This is a genomic window from Pyxidicoccus sp. MSG2 (genome assembly GCF_026626705.1).
Lineage (GTDB): Bacteria > Myxococcota > Myxococcia > Myxococcales > Myxococcaceae > Myxococcus.
On record NZ_JAPNKC010000001.1, the window covers coordinates 5,390,000 to 5,406,736 of the forward strand.

General features: G+C 69.7%; 9 protein-coding genes. 3 read left to right on the top strand and 6 right to left on the bottom strand.

Going from position 1 to position 16,737, the window contains the following annotated elements; translation table 11 throughout:
* Positions 1–76 precede the first annotated feature (76 nt).
* The gene (locus OV427_RS20880; RefSeq protein ID WP_267857898.1) at positions 77–4,369 is read right to left on the bottom strand and encodes a MopE-related protein; all 4,293 of its coding nucleotides are present in this window, start codon (positions 4,367–4,369) and stop codon (positions 77–79) included.
* Positions 4,370–4,822: 453 nt separating this feature from the next.
* Between OV427_RS20880 and OV427_RS20885 the strand changes: the two genes are divergently transcribed.
* From OV427_RS20885 to OV427_RS20895, 3 genes are all read left to right on the top strand, one after another.
* Positions 4,823–5,827: an alpha/beta fold hydrolase gene (locus tag OV427_RS20885; RefSeq protein WP_267857899.1), complete on the top strand. Its 1,005-nt coding sequence runs from the start codon at positions 4,823–4,825 to the stop codon at positions 5,825–5,827.
* Positions 5,828–5,956: 129 nt separating this feature from the next.
* Positions 5,957–7,618: an alkaline phosphatase D family protein gene (locus OV427_RS20890; protein ID WP_267857900.1), complete on the top strand. Its 1,662-nt coding sequence runs from the start codon at positions 5,957–5,959 to the stop codon at positions 7,616–7,618.
* A gap of 152 nt (positions 7,619–7,770) precedes the next feature.
* Complete coding sequence (locus OV427_RS20895) at positions 7,771–8,067, top strand: hypothetical protein (protein ID WP_267863454.1); 297 nt, start codon at positions 7,771–7,773, stop codon at positions 8,065–8,067.
* Between the two features lie 70 nt (positions 8,068–8,137).
* Here the strand turns inward: OV427_RS20895 and OV427_RS20900 are convergent, their stop codons facing one another.
* The 5 genes from OV427_RS20900 to OV427_RS20920 all read right to left on the bottom strand — a co-directional run bounded on the left by OV427_RS20900 (position 8,138) and on the right by OV427_RS20920 (position 16,654).
* Positions 8,138–9,670 carry a M16 family metallopeptidase gene (locus OV427_RS20900; protein ID WP_267857901.1) on the bottom strand — a complete coding sequence of 511 codons (1,533 nt, stop codon included), beginning with the start codon at positions 9,668–9,670 and terminating at the stop codon, positions 8,138–8,140.
* Positions 9,670–11,073, bottom strand: coding sequence for a M16 family metallopeptidase (locus tag OV427_RS20905; RefSeq protein ID WP_267857902.1), 1,404 nt, complete (start codon positions 11,071–11,073; stop codon positions 9,670–9,672). The genes OV427_RS20900 and OV427_RS20905 overlap by 1 nt, the downstream gene beginning before the upstream one ends.
* Before the next feature lie 135 nt (positions 11,074–11,208).
* Positions 11,209–14,592 (bottom strand): ATP-binding protein, encoded by a 3,384-nt coding sequence (locus OV427_RS20910; protein ID WP_267857903.1) that lies wholly within the window; start codon positions 14,590–14,592, stop codon positions 11,209–11,211.
* Entirely contained in the window at positions 14,589–15,218 is a 630-nt protein-coding gene (locus OV427_RS20915) for a DUF4194 domain-containing protein (protein WP_267857904.1), read from the bottom strand. The genes OV427_RS20910 and OV427_RS20915 overlap by 4 nt, the downstream gene beginning before the upstream one ends.
* Positions 15,215–16,654, bottom strand: coding sequence for a DUF3375 domain-containing protein (locus tag OV427_RS20920; protein WP_267857905.1), 1,440 nt, complete (start codon positions 16,652–16,654; stop codon positions 15,215–15,217). Before OV427_RS20920 ends, OV427_RS20915 begins: the two co-directional genes overlap by 4 nt.
* Positions 16,655–16,737: the final 83 nt, after the last annotated feature.

The window sequence follows — 16,737 nt, forward strand, 5'->3', positions numbered from 1 at the left end:
AGGCAGGCGGTGGGGCCCCGGGGCCGCGCGGGGCTCCGGGGCTCCACCGTTCTTCACTTCGAACCCGGGCGTGCGGCTAGTTGCAGACGCTCGGGTTGTTGTCGTTCGTGTCGTTGTTGTTGCTCACGAAGCCGAAGCCGCAGGTGCCCGGCGCGCCGCACGCCCACGAAGGAGGCGCGTTGATGTCGCCGCAGCCGTCGCCATCCCTGTCGGGGTAGTACGCCGCCTGCACGCCCTCGTCGGTCTGGCTGTTGCAGTTGTCGTCGATGTGGTTGCAGGCCTCGGTGGCCCCCGGGTTGATGGACGGGTTGCTGTCGTTGCAGTCCGTGGGCGTCAGGCTCGCCACGTACTTGCCATCGACGATGGTGTTGCCGTTCGCGTCCTTCAGGTCCGTGGGGTTGGTGCACCAGCGCAGCTTGAACGTCGTCCCCGCGTAGTTGTCCCGGTCCCCGTCGCCGTACCAGACGGGGGCGTTGGGGTCGTCGTTGGGGTCGCCGTTGCAGTTGTTGTCGATTTGCGGGCCGCTCGTCTCGCACGACTCGGCGGCGTCCGGGTGGACGTTGGCGCGCGTGTCGTCGCAGTCGCCCGAGGTGGCGGTGTGGCCCGCCGGCTGGCCGCAGCTCTGCACGGGGTCGTCCTGCAAGCCGAAGCCGTCGCCGTCCCCGTCCACGTACCAGGTGCGCGTGTTGATGGCGTCGTCCACGTCGCCATCGCAGTCGTTGTCCACCTGCGGGCCACCCACGGCCTCGCAGAGCTCCTGCCTGCCCGGGTTCATGTCGCTCCGGCCGTCATTGCAGTCCGTGGAAACAGCCGCATACCCGGTGGGCTTGAGGCAGGCCAGGGTGGTGACGCCCGGGACGCCGAAGCCGTCGTTGTCCGCGTCCTGGTACCAGGTGAGCTGCACGCCCTCGTCGATGGAGCCGTTGCAGTCGTTGTCGAGCAGGTCGCAGACCTCGGTGCCGCCCGGGTTCGCCTCGCTCCTGCGGTCATCGCAGTCGCCCGTGGTCTGGGTGTAACCCGGAGGCGCCGTGCAGGCCTCGCGGCTGTAGGAGGCGTTGGTGGTGCCGAAGCCGTCCCCATCCAGGTCCGCGTAGAAGACCGTCTTGACGCCCTCGTCGATGGCGTTGTTGCAGTTGTCGTCCACCTCGTTGCAGACCTCGGCGCGGTTGGGGGCGATGCTGCTGGAGTTGTCGTTGCAGTCCTCGTTGTTGGTGACGTAGCCGGCGGGGGCCGAGCAGACGAGCTGGAAGGCGAACGGGCTGCCGTAGCCGTCGCCGTCGTTGTCGCGGTAGTACGTCGTCTTGACGTCCTCGTCCTTGTCGAAGTCGCAGTCGTTGTCGACGCCGTCGCACACCTCGGTGTTGCCGGGGTACATGCTGGCGTTCCCGTCGTTGCAGTCGTCGCTCGAGCCCACGTGGCCGGACGGCGCGGCACAGGCCCGGGTGGACACGAGCAGCGTGCCGTGGCTGTCTCCGTCGGCGTCGCGGTACCAGAGCGTCGCGTCCACCGAGGTGTCTTCGTCGGTGACGGCGTCGCAGTCGTCGTCGCGGCCGTTGCAGAACTCGGAGGCGCCGGGATACGTGCTGTTGCGGGTGTCGTCGCAGTCGGTGTTGCCGCGGACGTGGCCGGCGGGCTGCACGCAGGACGCGACGGACGTGGTGCTGCCGTAGCCGTCCGAGTCCGTGTCCGCGTACCAGCGGGTGTTCGGGTTGAGCGTCGAGTCCGCGTCGTTGCAGTCCGTGGAGTCGGCGGTGTAGCCGGAGGGCGCCGAGCAGGCCTGGGTGGTGTTCGAGGCGTTGCCGAAGCCGTCGCCGTCCGCGTCGCGGTAGTACGTGGACTTCACGCCCTCGTCGATGCCGCCGCCGCAGTTGTCGTCGACGCCGTTGCAGACCTCGGTCTGGGCGGGCGAGACGGACGCGTTGGTGTCATTGCAGTCCGTGTTGGGGGCGACGTAGCCGGCGGGCGCGCCGGAGCAGGAGTTGACGCGCTGGGAGGGGTTGCCGAAGCCATCGCCGTCGGTGTCCTGGTACCAGTGGATTTCCGTCACGGCGGCGTTGGTGTCGTCGCAGTCCGAGGAGCCGGCGACGTAGCCGGCGGGGAGGGTGCAGGCCTTGGTGGATTCCTCCGCGTCACCGAAGCCGTCCCCGTCCGAGTCGCGGTACCACGTCGGCGGGCCGAGGATGGCGGGGTTGCGGTCGTTGCAGTCGTCCTTGTTGTTGGCATAGCCCGTGGGCGGGGGGCCGCAGGCGGGGACGACGATGGGCGCGTAGGGGAAGTCGCTGCCGAAGCCGTCCTGGTCCAGGTCCGCGTACCAGGTGGCGTTGACGTCGGTCTGGGAGTCGCAGTTGTCGTCCAGGCCGTTGCAGACCTCGGTGGCGCCCGGCTTCACGGTGTCTCGCGTGTCGTCGCAGTCCGTGTCGCTGGTGACGTAGCCTTCGGGCACGGCGCAGGCGTCGACGTAGTCGCTGGGGTCACCGAAGGTGTCCTCGTCGGCGTCCCGGTAGTAGGTCGTCGTCACGCCCTCGTCGACGGGGCCGTCGCAGTTGTTGTCCTTCGAGTCGCAGACCTCAGGGGCGCCGTCGTAGGTGTTCGGGTCGTCGTCCGTGAAGATGCCGCTGCACTCGTAGCCAAGCTCATCTCCGAAGGCGATGGTCTGCTGAGGACCGAAGCAGGCGAACGTGTAGTCCGCATCCAGGTCGATGCGGCCATCCCCGTCCAGGTCATTGAAGAAGTAGCGGGCATCGGTGATGGTGGGGTCATCGATGTCGACCAGGTCGTTGCAGTTGTCGTCGATGCCGTTGCAGACCTCCGCTGCGTCCGGGTGGACTTCATCGTTCTGGTCGTCGCAGTCGCTATCCGTCAGCACCCAGTTTCCGGGGGTCGGAGCGAAGTACGCCTCCTGAAAGTTGTTCGGGTCGCCGTAACCGTCTCCGTCAATGTCTCCGAACCACTTCCTGAGTGTCAGCACGTAGACCGTGCCCCGGGCCGCGGCGCCCGGAGCGCCAATCACGATGTCGGCCTTCCTGTCGCCATTGACGTCCACGGCGCCCGCCACCGCGGTGCCGGCCGCATCACCCGCGGCCTCGCCCTCGAACCAGGGGAAGTCGGAGAGCGGTCGGGTTCCCGTGAAGGGCGTGAGGCCGCCGTAGACGAGGTAGACCGCGCCGGCGCCCGAGCCGTAACCGGGAGCACCGACGAGGAAATCGACGCGGGTATCTCCATCGGCGTCGCCGACCCGAGCGACGGAGGTGCCGGCGAGGTCACCCGGGCTTCCGACGAACTGGGGCAGCGTGCTCAGGCCCACGGAGCCGCTGGCGCCTCCATAGGCGAGGTAGGCCCGGCCTGGAAGGGCGCCCGTGCCCGGCGCACCGATGAGGAGCTCCTCGTCACCGTCGCCGTCGAGGTCTCCCACGGATGCAACCGATGTCCCCGCGAGCTCATTCGCCGTGGCGCCCAGGAGTGTCAGGTTCGCGCTGGCGAGCGACACGGCGCCCGTGCTCAAGGGCCCGAAGAAGACGAAGACGGCGCCCATCCCGTTGTACTTGGGAGCGCCGACGACGAGGTCCGCGCGTCCGTCACCGTTGACGTCGGCGGTGGTGACGGCAGCGCCAGTCTGGCTGCCGGCGGCGCCCGTGATGACCGTCGTGCTGGAGCTGAGGTTGGCGGGGAGGCTGGCCAGGTTGATGGGGCCCGAGAGCACGTAGACGACGCCGGTGCCCGTCGTGCGGTTGGGGGCACCGACGATGATGTCGGCATCACCGCCGCCGATGACGTCACCGATGGCCACGGCGGAGCCCGCCATGTCCGGGGACGCCTGGCCCGGAATGGGTCTCGCCACGGTGGTGGAGGAGAGAGATGCACCGTTCGCGGGCAGCGGGTCGCCGTTCATCAGGTACGCGGCGCCACGGTTGAGGCCGCCCACGTTGTAGCCCGGTGCGCCGATGAGCAGGTCGCTCCGAGTCGTTCCGGTGAAGTGGCCGATGGCCAGGCTGGAGCCGGCCCGATACGCCGAGACGCCTTCGATGCGCGGGGACGCGGTCGAGATGTCAGCGTCCGCGTTCCCTTGAAGGATGTAGAGCTTGCTCACGTAGGAGCCGCTGCTCGGGCCCGGTGCCCCGACGACGATGTCGCTGAGTCCGTCGCCGTTCAGGTCGCCGGTGACGAGTGCCGAGCCCGCCCGGCTTCCACTGACACCCGGAAAGCGCTGGGGAGGCTGTACTTCGGATAGAGAAAACCCGGCGGCGGGGAGTTGAGGCGCAAGAGCCTGCTTATGCTGGCTCAGGCTCTCGTTCCCGGTCTGCCCCTCGTCGCATGCGACGAGGAACAGGGCCGAGAGGAGGCCCACACAACAGCTCTTCACATTGTTCATACGGACTCCAACTTCAACGTGGGGTGGGACTGCGGGGTGAAGCTCGTGTCTGAGGGGGCTCGCGGGGCGCACCGAGGCAACGGAGGCCTCGCGCGGCGGCAGGGAACGCGCGGCATCGTTCGATGCGGGATGAGCTGTCTTAAGAAAGGGGCGCGGGGGCTGGACCCATTCTCAGACGCGACGCTTTACCCGATAAAATCTACATAAACCAGTTAATAGTAATATTCTAATCTTGAGAGGGAATCAGGCCAGCACCTACCCGGAGTCAAGGACTGCCATGCTCCCAGGGAAGAGTGAGGATGCGGTGAGGGGAGGTGCTGAAGGCTTGCAGCCCATCTCAGGGGACGCCCACGGAGCGGGCGGGGAGCGATGTGAGGCCACCGCGGTCCACCGCTGGACACGCGGGCCCGACGGACACGTGCGGGCCTTGGCTCATCGCGTTACACCCGAGCCATGCTCACGCGTCCCCCCATCCTGGCCCTCGCGGCCCTGCTGCTGACCACCGCGCCTGCCCTCGCGCAGGAGCGCCGTGCCCCCGAGCCGCTCGGGATTGCACTGGAGGGCTTCCCCTCTCCGTTCCCCGTGCAGTTCCTCCCCGTCACGCTGGAGGGCCAGGACCTCCGCATGGCGTACCTGGACGTGAAGCCCACGGGCCGCGCCAACGGGCGCACCGTCATCCTGCTCCACGGGAAGAACTTCTTCGGCGCGTACTGGGAGGGCACCATCCGCGCCCTCACCGCCGCCGGCTACCGCGTCGTCGTCCCGGACCAGATTGGGTTCGGCCGCTCCTCCAAGCCGGACGTCCACTACAGCTTCCACACCTTCGCCTCACTGACGAAGAAGCTGCTCGACACGCTCGGCATCCAGGAGACCGCCGTCGTGGGCCACTCCATGGGCGGCATGGTCGCCACGCGCTTCGCCCTCATGTACCCGGAGGCCACCACGCACCTCGTGCTGGAGAACCCCATCGGCCTCGAGGACTACCGCGAGAAGGTCCCCTGGCAGTCCACCGAGGCCTGGTACCGCGAGCAGCTCCAGGCCACCGAGGAGGGCACCCGCAAGTACCACCAGACGTACTACGTGAAGTGGAAGCCCGAGTACGACGTCTGGGTTCAAATCTTCGCCCGGCAGCTCCAGAGCGGTGAGTACCCGCGCCTCGCCTGGGTGGCCGCCGCCACGTCGCAGATGATCTACGAGCAGCCCGTCTCCCACGAGTTCCCCCTCGTGAAGCCGCGCACCCTGCTCGTCATCGGCCAGGAGGACCGCACCTATATCGGCCGCGGCAAGGTGCCCGCGGACGTCGCCGCGACGCTGGGCCAGTACCCGCGGCTCGGCAAGGCGGTGGCGAAGGCCATCCCCAACGCCACGCTCACGGAGCTTCCCGGCGTGGGCCACATCCCCCACTTCGAGGCGCCGGAGAAGTTCCACGCCGCGCTGCTCGGCTTCCTCGGGAAGTGAACGCCTGCCTGCCCCCAGGGCTGTGGGTAACTTGGGGATACCACCCGCTCCCCGCGTGAAGGCTCCACCGCGCTAGAATCCCTCTCGCGCCAGGGCACATGGGCCCTGGCGCACTCGCAGGGGGGAGCCATGAAGAAGCTGCTCGGGCCGATGCTGTACATGACGGACGCGCAGTCCACGGACACGTGGACCTTCTCCGTCAACCTGTACCTCTCCGGCACGGACCCCACGAAGCCTCCGCCGCTGCGGCTCGTGTTCCTCGACACGAGCGCCCAGGAGCTTCCCGGCGCCGTCATCACCGACCCCAAGCTGGCCGCCGACTTCTCCGCCCTCGAGAGCCCCATGGCCGGCGTGCTGTGGAAGTGGAACGTCTCCCTTCCTCGCGCCCCCCACCCGACGCGCGTCGCCTACCGCTTCGTCCCCATGGACGGCGCCGCCCCGCTGGATGGCGTGGACGACGTGAAGGACGTCGTCGTGCCGGAGCGGGGCACCCAGCCGCGCGCGGCCTTCTTCTCCTGCAACGGCGGCGGCAGCGCCGAGGCGTGGAAGGCGGTGTCGAAGATGGGCCACCCCTTCGCCTGCTGGGAGGACATGCGCGAGCAGCACGAACAAGCCACCGGCGGCTTCCACCTGCTCATCGGCGGCGGAGACCAGGTGTACGCGGACTCCATCTGGTACGCCTCGCAGGAGCTCGTCGACTTCCGCAAGCTGCCCCTGGAGAAGAAGCTCATCTGCGAGCTGCCCGCGAACTTCCACGACGACATGGTCGCCCGCTACGTGGAGCTGTACTGCGAGCGCTGGAGCGGCACCGCCGGCATCGCCCCCATGCTGGCCCGCGTCCCCGGCCTCTTCACGTGGGATGACCACGACATCTTCGACGGCTGGGGCTCGCACGAGAGACTCCAGGCCAGCCCCTGGTACCGCGCCCTCTACAGCGCCGCGGCGCTCGCCTACGAGGCCTTCCAGCTTGGAGGCCTGCGCACCGCCGAGAAGACGCCGCGCGAGCGCAAGCCGGGAGAGACACACTACCTGCGCACCGTGCGCTTCACCGGCGACGAGTGCGACCTCGACGTGGTGATGCTGGACCTGCGCAGCGGCCGCACCAGCCGCGTGAGGTCCACCGGAAAGACCGAGCACGTGGTGATGAACGAAGCGCAGTGGTCCGACCTGGACACGTGGCGCCGCGAGCACCAGGCCGGAGCGGGCATGAAGTACCGGCACGTCATCGTCGTGTCCTCGGTGCCCCTGGTCCACCTGCGCTTCGGCCAGGCCGCCGAGAGTGTCGCGGGGATGATGGACCTGCGCGACGACATGCTGGACCAGTGGGAGTCCATCGTTCATCGCGGCGAGCGCACGCGCCTCATCATGGACCTCTTCCGGCTGGCGAAGGAGTCCTGCTGCGCGGTGACGGTCATCTCCGGCGACGTGCACGTGGGCGCGCGTGGCCTCATCCGCTCGCGCAACCCGGAGCACCTCTCCCCCGGCGTCGCCGAGGCCGCCATCGAGCAGGTGACGTCCTCCGCCATCGTCCACCCGCCCCCCGGCATGCTCGAGTTCCTCGGCATGCGCACGCTGGCGGGAGAGGGCGTGGAAGATCTGCCGTCCTTCATCCAGACGGAATTGCTCCCCGTGGGCGCCGACCACTACCTGCGCGAGCGCAACTGGCTGTCCCTGTGCGTGAAGCGGCCCACCAACGCCACCTCCCGCCCCAAGCTGTGGCTGCGCTGGGAGACCGAGCACTCCCCGCTCTCCATGCAGGTGGTGGTGGAGCCCCCGGCGCCGTCCCGGTAGGCCGCGCCGCGCTGGTTCCACGGCGTCCGGGCAGGCATGCGTCCGTGCCGCCGTGGGGAGCTTGGTAGGCAACCCGCGCGCCCCGACATTGAGCCTCGTAGGAGTGTGCCGGCGTGGGGCTCTTCCCCGCGCCCTTCGACGAGGAGCGCATCATGCCCAACCGGAAGTACGACCCCCTGAAGGGCGGCAAGGAAGCCCCCCACAAGCCCTCCTACGCGAAGGACCGCGTGGAAGGGGGACTGGAGGCGGACGACACGCTGCCGCTCTACTCCGCGGACTCCATCCACGCCACGAGCGAGGCGAAGTTCGCCCTCGACAGTGACGCGCCCGTGGGCGGCGACGTGCCCGACATCCGCAGCCCCATCGACGAAGCCGACGAGCTGGAGCGCGAGCGCATCGGCCGCGAGCGGGCCGAGGCGCGCATGGCCGGACAGGGCGAAGAGGATTAGCGCAAGCCAGCAAGGCCGCCGGGACTCGCGAGTGCTCGCGAGCCCCGGCGCTGCAACGCAAGACAACGGCCTACTTCGAGGCCCCCGGCGCGGGCGCCGCGTCCGGCTCCACCGGCGTCAGCTTGCCCAGGTTCAGCGGGCCCACCTGCTCCTGGATGGTGGAGGGGTCTCCCACGAGGACGATCTGCATCGCGTCCGGAGCCAGGTACAGCTCGGCCACGCGCTGCACCTCGGCGGCGGTGGCATTGCGCAGGCCCTCCACCGTGCGCTCCAGCTCATTCAGCGGGCGGCGCTTGAAGTAGATGGACGCGGCGGTGGCGCCCAGGCCCTCCACCGTCTCGAAGCCGGCGGGGATGGCGCGGATGAGGCCCTCGCGCGCGGACTCCAATTCCTTCTCCGTAATCGGCCGCTCCTTCAGGCCGGACAGCTCCTTCACCAGCTCGGTGAGGGCGGGGCCCGTCACGTCCTGGCGCACGGCGGTGTACGAGAGCAGCGGCCCCACGCCCAGGCGCGTGTCCATGAACGCGCCCGCGCCGTAGCTGTAGCCCTTGGCCTCGCGCAGGTTCATGTTGAGCCGGCTGCCGAAGAAGCCGCCGTACACGGTGGTGGCCAGCTCCAGCGCGTGCTCGTCCGCGTGGCCCGCGGCGAGCCCCGGCCGGCCGACCAGCATCACCGTCTGCGCCAGCTCGGGCTTGGGCACCACGTACACCTGCTGCCGCGGCGGTGCGGCGGGCGTGGGCGGCGCGGCGGGCGGCGTGCCCGGGCCCTTCCACGCACCCAGGTGCTTCTTCGCCAGCGCCACCGCCTCGTCCAGGGTGATGTCCCCGGTGAGGATGAGCGCGGCGGCGCGCGGGCCGGAGTGGCGCTGGTAGAAGCCCTTCGCGTCCGCCAGCGTCAGCGCCTGCACGGAGGCGGGCAGGCCGTCGGCCATGTGGGCGTACGGGTGGTCCGCGGTGAAGATGGCGTCCAGGGCCGCAAGCTGCGCGAGCATGATGGGCGAGCCCAACTGCCGCACGAGGTCCGCGAGCTGCTGCTTCTTGCGCCGGTCGAACGACTTCGCGTCGAACTTGGGCCGCATCACCACGTCCGCCAGCAGGGCGAGCGCCGGCTCCACGTTGCGCTTCAGCACGCGCACGCCCACCTCGGCGCCGTCCGGATTCACGTCCAGCCCGGGGGACACGCCCAGGTCGGCGAAGGCGTTGTCGAGCGCCACCGTGTCCCGCTTGCCCGCGCCTTCCAGCAGCATGCGGTAGGACAGCTCAGCCAGGCCCGCCTTGCCCTTCGGGTCCTGCGCGCTGCCCGAGGCGAAGGCCACGCCGGCGAAGACGAGCGGCAGTTCCTTGCGCGTGCTCACCAGGACGGTGAGGCCGTTGTCCAGCTTCGCGCTCTGGAACGTGGGCAGCACCAGGTCCGGCGACCTGCCGGGCTCGGGCGGCTTCTCACGGAAGGCCTCGGGGTCCTGGGCGGCCGGGGTCGGCGGAGGCGCCTCGGTGGCAGTCGCTTCCAGCGCGGGCGTGTCCGGGCTGGGCGGCGGCGGGGGCTTGGGGTTGCTGGCGCAGGCGGCCAGCGAGGCCGCGAGGAGGGCGGTGAGGAGGCGGCGCATCAGTTGCGCTCCTTCGGTTCGATGGGGGCCTGCCGGCGGGCCGGCGGTACGGCGTGGAGGATGACGCGCGCGTTGGAGGACAGCGCGTCGCGCGCGAACTGCTTCACGGACTCGGGCGTCACCTGCTCGTAGCGCGCCAGGTCCTTCGCGATGTAGCCGGGGTCGCCGACGAAGTGGTTGTAGCTCTGCAGGACGTCCGCCTTGCCGCCGCCGCCGCCCACGGACTGCAGGCCCGCGAGCATGCGCGTGTCATAGCGGGTGCGGGCGCGCTCGATTTCCTCCTGGGTGATGCCGTTCTTCCGCACCTCGTCGAGGATGGCGTCCACCTCCTTCAGCAGCAGGTCCGTGGACACGCCGGGGCGGGCCACCACGTCCAGCGTGAAGACGGACTGCGCGCCCTGGCTCTGCTGCGTGGCGCTGACGCTCTGGGCCAGTTGCTTCTCCAGCACCAGGCGGCGGTAGAGGCGGCTCGCCTTGCCGGTGGACAGCGCGGTGGCGAGCACGTCCGCGACGGCGTCGCCCTCCTGGAGGTACGGGGCGGTGAGCCACTGGATGGACAGCAGCGGCAATTGCGCCACGCGCTCCTCCTGGCGGATGACCACGGGCGCGGTGAGCTTCACCGGGGCGACCTGGGGAGGCACCGGCTTCGGGTGGCTGGGCAGCGAGCCGAAGTACTTCTCCACCAGCGCCTTCGTCTTCTCGACGTCGAAGTCACCGACGATGGTGAGCGTCGCGTTGGACGGCGCGTACCACTGGCGGAAGAAGCCCTTCACGTCGTCCACGGTGGCGGCGTTCAGGTCCTCCATCGAGCCGATGACGTCCCCGTGGTACGGGTGCGGCAGCGGGAACAGCGCATGCCACGCCTTCTCGCGAGCCTCTCCGTACGGGGCGGTCTCCGTGCCCTCGCGGCGCTCGTTCTTCACCACCTCGCGCTGGGTGTTGAGCTTCTCCAGCGTCAGGGCGTCCAGCAGGAAGCCCATGCGGTCGCTCTCCAGCCACAGCGCCGTCTCCAGTTGGTTGCTGGGGACGGTCTCGAAGTAGTTGGTGCGGTCGAAGCTGGTGGTGCCGTTGAGGTCGGTGCCACCAATCTGCTCGAGCAGCGAGATGTGCACGTCATCCGCCACGTGCTTCGAGCCCTGGAACATCATGTGCTCGAAGAGGTGCGCGAAGCCGGTGCGGCCGGGCTGCTCGTTGTATGCGCCGACGTGGTACCAGACGTTGACGGAGACAATCGGCAGCTTGCGGTCGACGGAGAGGATGACCTCCAGACCGTTGGGCAGGGTGTACTTCTCGAAGGGGATGGCGAGCGCTTCGCGGCCAGCCGCGGGCTTCGCCTCCTTGGGGGATTGGGCGAGCGCCGGTAGCCCGCTGAAGACGAGGGCTGCGGCGACGAGGGCCTTCATTCGAAACAAGGTGCCTCCGGGTCTCGATGCCATGGACTCACGTCCAGCGCATAGCATGCGACCCGGGGCCCCTGGGTAGGGAATGAAAGCAGGAATAAGAGACACCGTCTTGTGGTTGGCGCCCCCCTTTTCCGCTCAGTGTCCGCGGGCCTCACGCTCGGCGCGATACGCGTCGATGGTGAGGTTGCGGACCTTGGAGCTGCGCCCCGCCTCGTTGTGGACGAAGCCCACGCTCGCGACATACGGCTCGATGACGCGAATCTTCTGCAGCGGCGTGACGATGAGCAATTGCAGGTTCAGCCGCCGGAACAGCTCCAGCCCGTAGGACGCGGACTCGTCCGAGCCCCGGCCGAAGGCCTCGTCGATGACGACGAAGCGGAACGAGCGCGAGCGCGTCTCGCCCCACTCCAGGCCGAACTGGTAGGCGAGGCTCGCGGCCAGCACCGTGTACGCGAGCTTCTCCTTCTGGCCACCGGACTTGCCGCCCGAGTCCGTGTAGTGCTCGTGCTCGCGGTCGTCCTCGCGCCAGCGCTCGGAGGCGGAGAAGCTGAACCAGTTGCGCACGTCCGTCACCCGCCGCGTCCAGCGCGCGTCCGCCTCCGCGCTGCCCTCGCGTCCCCGGAAGCGCTCGATGATGCGCTTCACCTCCAGGAACTTCTTCTCCGAGTACGCGTCGTCCTCGGGCGCGGACAGCGTGCCTTCCGTGCACGCACGCAGGTCCGCCTGGAACTCGCGCACGTCCGCGTCCGCGCCGGGTGACGCCTCCAGGAGGATGTACCGCCCGGGGTTGTAGTCGATGGCGCGGAGCGAGCGGTTGATGGTGTCGATGCGCTCGCGGATGTCCTGGCGCTCGCGCAGCAGCTGGCCCTGGAAGTTCAGCACCTCGCGGATGGTGTTCTCCGTGAGCAGGCTCTTGAAGCGCGTCTCGAAGCGCGGCAGGTCATCCGTGCGCAGCGCCTTCAGCATGGCCGCGTACTCGCCGGCCGCGTCCAGGCTGGCGTCCACCTCCTGCGTCTCCAGCGGGAAGTCCGCGCGGTAGGTCTGCATGGCGCGGATGATGGCCTCGCGCCCGCGCTCCATCTTCCGGCCTTCCGCGTCGATGCGCTTCTGCAACTCCTCACGGAGCTGCCGCTCTCGCTCGTCGCCCGGGTCCGCCTCCAGCGCGGCGCCGCCCGTCACCTCGGCGTACAGCGCCTCCACGCGCGGGTAGCACGCGCGCACCTCCTCGGTGGCCTCCTGCCGGGCCTTCTCGTACGAGGCCAGGGCCTTGCGCGCGGACTCCTCCTGCACCTCCAGGCGGGCCTGGCGCTTCTCCACCTCCTTCAGCTTCGCCTCCGTCCGCTCCAGGGCGCGCTCCTGCTTCGCGAGCTGGCCCTCCAGCGTGTGGAGCACGTCGGACGCGGACTCCAATTCGCGCAGCCCCTCCTCCAGCCGCTGGAGGTCGGCGGCCACGGGCTTCCAGTCCAGCTCGCGGAAGGCGTCGAAGACGGCGAGCTGGCTGAGCAGCTCGCGGCGTCCCTGCAAGCCCTTGCGGCGGGACTCCAACTCCAGGGCGCGTGCGGTGACGGCGGACAGGCGCGCCTCCAGCGAGCGGGCCTCGGCTTCGAGCGCCGCGCGCTTCTGCTCGTTCGTCCAGCCGAGCACATAGCGGGAGCGGTCATCCAGCCGGAAGCGGTCGTCCTTCTCGTGCTGCTCGCCGCCGCGCTTCAATTGGCCGGAGCGGGTGAGGGCCTGCCGCTCGCGCCGGAACTGCTCCAGCGTGTCGCAGCACGCGTAGTCGAAGCGCCGCGCCAGCTCCGCCTCCAGCCACCGGTACATTCCGGAGTCCGGCTTGATGGCCAGCTTGCGCAACAGCGAGTGCGGCTGGAGCTGCGGCACGCGTGCCGTGCCCTCCTCCTTCACCCGGTAGTAGACGAGCCGCCCATCCAGGTGCGTGCGCTCCACCCACTGCGCCACCTTCGCGTAGCAGGCGTCCGACACGAGCAGCGACGTGCCGAAGCCGTGCAGCACGCGCTCGATGGTGCCCTCCCAGTCGCGCTCCTCCTCGCGCACCTGGAGCAGCTCACCCGCGAAGGGGAGCGCCTCCGCGTCCAGCCCCAGCTCGGCGCACATGCGCTCGCGCAGCGCGAGCATGCGCGACGGCAGGTTGGAGCGGCGTCGGCGCAGCGACTCCAGCTCCGCGCCCACCTCCGCGTGCTTCTGTCCCAGCCCGCGCAACTCCACGCCCACGTCGGTGAGCGCGGCATGCGTCCGCGTCAGCTCGCCCTCCCCTTCGGTGAGCAGCGTCTGGATGGCGCGCGTGTTCGAGAGGAACGTGTCCGCGTCCGCCGCCGCCGGCAGCCCCGCCGAGGTGGCGAGCTGCGCATACCGCTCCGCCTTCTGGAAGCGCGCCTCCCGCTGCCGCCGCCGCTGGGCCAGGTCCGCCTTCACCGTCTCCAGCCGCGAGCCCCCGTTGGCGGCGATGGCCTGCTTCAGCCTGTCCCGCTCCGTGCCCTGACGGCGCCGCTCGTCCGTCAGCTCTCCGGCCTCCAGGCGCGTCTGCTCACGCTCCGTGCTCCAGCCCGCGAGCTGCGCCTCCACGAGCTTCGCCTTCTGTCCCGCGAACCAGGGGCGCAGCGCCTCGCGGCTCTTGCGCAGGGTGGCCAGGTCGGCCGCCAGGGCCTCGTGCTTCTCGCAGTCGCGCACCAGTGGCTCCAACTGCGCCATCTGCTTCTTCGCCTTGAGCACGGCCTCGTGCGCGCGGTGCAGGTCATCGAAGTGGCCGATGAGCGCCGCGAGCCGGGGCTCCACCGCGGACGGTTGGAGCATGTGCTGGCGCACGAAGTCGGTGAGGTTGCCCACCGCCTTCATCGACACCGTCTGGTGGAAGAGGTCCAGCGCCTGCTCGTCCTTGATGCCGAAGCGCCGCCGGAAGGCCGCTGCGTACGGCGGGAAGGTCTCATGCACCTCGCACTTCAGCGCCTTGAGCCGCTTTCGCAGCGCGGCGATGTCCGCGCCGAAGCCCGCGAAGTGCTCGGACACGGAGAGCTTCCCGTCCGCGACGATGTACATGCGCGCCGGCTGACCTTCCGCCTCGCGCATCCACAGCACCTGGGCCAGGGTGACGTGCTGGTCATAACCCTCGTTGTAGAAGTGGCCGAGCAGCACGGAGTAGCTCGTCCCGTCGCGCAGGAAGATGGGCTTCGCGCCGTGCCCGCCCTCGCCACGCTCGGACTTGTACTGGCCGAGCACGTACGAGCGCAGCGTGCGCTCGCGCGACTCGGCACCGGCCGCCTTGTTGTAGGCGAGCTTCTGCGGCGGCACGAGCAGCGTCACCACGCCATCCACCAGCGTCGACTTGCCCGAGCCGATGTCACCGGTGAGCAGCCCGTTGTCACCGCCGAGCCCCAGGTGCCAGACGCGCTGGTGGAAGGTGCCCCAGTTGTAGGCCTCGAAGCGGTGCAGCCTGAAACCCGCGCGCGCGTCGGTGGCGCCGAGGTCGAGCAGGTCCGCCTGGTTGAAGGAAGGTGCCGTGCTCATTGCGTGGCTCCGTTCACCTCGGTGAGGTGGGCGAGCAGGTGGGCGCGGTAGTCCGCGAGCTTCTGCTGGAAGGTGTCCAACCACTGCGCGTCGACGAAGGCCTTGAGGACGCGGCGCACCTCGTAGGCGTCATCCCCGCCCCGCAGCTTGCGCAGGAAGCCCAGCTCGATGACCCGGGCCAGGTCCGCTTCCAGCTTGTCCATCATCCGCGCCTCGTTCGTCCCCTCGGGGAGGAACAGGCGCACCAGGTCCAGAATCTCCTCGCGCCGCAGCACGAGGCGGTGCACGCCCGCCGAGGCCTCGACCTCGGCGAGCTTCTTGCGGAGCAGCGCGAGCAGCAGGCTCACCCCGTAGCCGAGCTGCCTTCGCACCACGAGGTGCGGCAGCGCCGCGCCGCCCTCGGACGCAGGCTGCTGGCGCAGGTACGCATAGCCCTCCGTCTCATCGAGCACGAGTTGCAGGCCGAGCACCGCCACGTGCTCGCGCACGCGCGCCTGCACGTTGAGCAGGCCATGCCAGAGGCTGGCGTCGCCCTCCTGGTAGACGACGCCCTTCATCAGGGCGACCAGCACGAGGGACAGGGAGTCGCAGGAGTCCGCGGGACGGGGAGTGTTGTTGGGAGTCATCGGTGGAAGAGCACCAGGGGAAGGGTGATGCGGCGCGCGCGGCCTCGCGCATCCGTCCAGGTCAGCGTCTGGGTTCGTGAGTCCTCGAACAGGGCGGTCCGGTCGTCGGACGCGAGGTCGAGGTAGGCCACCAGCTCGGCAAGGCCTTGCTGGAGCGGGGCTTCGTGGAGCAACTCCGCGAGCGACACCTGCTCGCGCGTCTGGAGCGCGTGGCGGATGGTTTCTCGCAGCCGCTCCTTGTCGATGAACGCCTGGGCGAAGAGGGCTTCCGCCGGGACGTCCTCGCTGGCCTCCATCACCTCGGCGTCCGCCATGCGCAGCCGCACGGGCGGTGAGAAGAGGGGCCGCTCCAGGGGCAGCTCCACGGACGGTGACGGCTCGTCGATGGCCATGAAGGCCCGGCCCGGCGGAGGCTGGTGTCGCACCGCGAGCGCGTGCTGCTCCACCCCGCGCAACAACTGCATGATGCGGCGGTTCTCCAGCCACGCGCGGTCATCCAGGTAGCGCCGGAGCTGCTCCGACAGCCGGGCCACGGTGCGCTGGGTGTGCTCTCCCGTCTCCAGCCAGTCGAAGTGGATGCGGAGCAGGCGCGGGTCCGGCTTCAGGGCCTGCACGGCGGGCAGCGCGAAGACGCGCTCCAGCTTGCGCGTCAGCTCCTCCTGGCGCGCGGGGGACATGAGGAAGTCCCAGAAGGCGCGGAAGCTGCGCCCCTGGTCCGAGCCGCTGATGGCGTCATGCTCGGAGAGCACCGTCTCCAGCAATTCGCCCTGGGTGCCCTCCCAGGTGGCGATGCGCTCGCGCACCACGCGGTCCAGCTCGCGGAAGCCGTGCTCCAGCTCTCTGAAGTCGGACAGGAGCCCGAGCGCGGTGTCCGCCATCTGCTGGAAGCGGTCCTTGAGGGCGGCCTCGTCCATCAACTCCACATGGCCGGCGCGCACGTGCGCCATCTCCGCCTCGATGTCGGCCTTGCGGCGCTCCAGCTCGGCGAGGCGGGCCTTGGGGTCCACCTCGGTGCCCTCCGTCATCTGCTCCAGGAGTGCGAACACGGTGCGCAGCCGCGACTCCGTGCCCACGAAGGAACGGTCGGCGAGCTGTGACAGCCAGCGGATGGCGCGCTCGGCGGCGGAGGTGAGGTCGAAGTGGGGCTCGTCCGTGTCGGGCGGGTAGAACTTGCGCAGCCAGCCGCGCCCGTCCTCCGCCCAGTCGTCCAGGTACGCCGTGGCCGCGCGCGGAAACGCGTCCGCACCGAGCCGCTCGCGCAGCGTGTGGAGGTGGTCCTCCAGCTTCAGCACCAGCTCACGCTGGGGCAGCGAGCGCGCGTTGGCCTCCAGGAAGCTGTGGTGCAGGAAGCTGGCGATGAGCGGCGCGTGGTCCGCGACGAGCAGCCGCCACGCGGGGTGCTGATGTCTCAGCGAGTCGAGGGTGGCGAAATCCATCACACCTCAAGCCATACAACCCGGGACTGACATGGACATGCGGACGACCCTGGAGGGTTGATGTGCCTCTGAGGGCAGGCGAG